The sequence below is a fragment of the Paenarthrobacter aurescens genome, from assembly GCF_025421775.1.
Taxonomy (GTDB): domain Bacteria; phylum Actinomycetota; class Actinomycetes; order Actinomycetales; family Micrococcaceae; genus Arthrobacter; species Arthrobacter aurescens_B.
On record NZ_JAOEFX010000017.1, the window covers coordinates 1 to 1,168 of the forward strand.

The following is a 1,168-nucleotide window of genomic DNA, read 5'->3' on the forward strand; positions in this document are numbered from 1 at the left end:
TTCGCACCCGGCGACTCAGAAAACAATACACGCCCCACCACCCCAACGCAAATCCACCCCCACACCCCACCCAACACCCCCCCAAAACCCACACCAAACCGCCGTCGAGCGCCAGGCAGTAACGGTACGTCCTGCCTCGAGCTCCGGGCCTGGCGGGGCCGGGTGGACTTCCAATGACGGACCCGCTGCGTGGTGGGAGGATAAGACGCATGGAACTGCACATCACAGGAGATGCCGCCGCGGACCAACTGCTCAGTGACGACGCCTTTGCGTTGTTGACCGGTATGTTGCTCGATCAACAAGTCACCATGGAGTCAGCTTTTGCTGGTCCGGAGAAGATCCGCACCCGCCTGGGCTCCTTGGAACCCGGCACGATTGCGGAGTACGACCCCGCCGGCTTCGTAGAGGTCTTCAAGGAACGGCCTGCCGTCCACAGGTTCCCAGGCTCCATGGCAGGTCGGGTCCAGGCCCTGGCCGAGACGGTGCATCGTGAGTGGGATGGGGACGCGGCCGCCATTTGGACCAGCGGAAACCCCGATGGGCCTGAAGTACTCCGCCGGCTCAAAGCCTTGCCAGGCTTTGGCGAACAGAAGGCAAAGATCTTCCTCGCCCTGCTGGGCAAGCAATGCGAGCTACAGGCGGAGGGTTGGCGGGAAGCCGCCGGCCACTACGGCGAGGAAGGCTCTTACCTCTCGGTGGCGGACATCGTGGACCCGGATTCACTGGTCAAGGTGCGCGCCAACAAACAGGCAGCCAAAGCAGCGGCCAAAGCCTCAAAAGCATCAAAGGCGTAGGAGCACAGTCAAGCCAAGCCTCCACGCCAGTGAACTGTCCCCCAAAGCTGGACTGGATAAATACATACCAAGCCCCGAGGGCCTGGATCCGGTATTGAACCGGGCCCAGGCCCTCAAGCTTTGCCGGGCGGTTGGTTCTTGTAGCCGGGCGGTTGGTTCTTGTATCAGGGACGTAATCGCACGCGTGTGCCGTCAGGCGTCAGTGTTGATGAACTATCTCATCCTCGCGCCTCCGGACGCTGTCGGCGCGGACTACGAACCGGGGAGATTAACGACGAAAGGCCCCCATCCAGCGGGGGCGGTTAAATGGCGGAAGCCTCCGCTTGGGCGGAGGCTTCCGGTGGGTGTGGGAGACCCCCCAACCGTGTGCTGGT

Annotated in this window: 1 protein-coding gene; it reads left to right on the top strand. The window is 62.7% G+C overall.

The genetic code is table 11. The features are described from left to right. Positions 1–209 precede the first annotated feature (209 nt). The gene (locus N7568_RS22475) at positions 210–794 is read left to right on the top strand and encodes an HhH-GPD-type base excision DNA repair protein (RefSeq protein WP_261611972.1); all 585 of its coding nucleotides are present in this window, start codon (positions 210–212) and stop codon (positions 792–794) included. Positions 795–1,168: the final 374 nt, after the last annotated feature.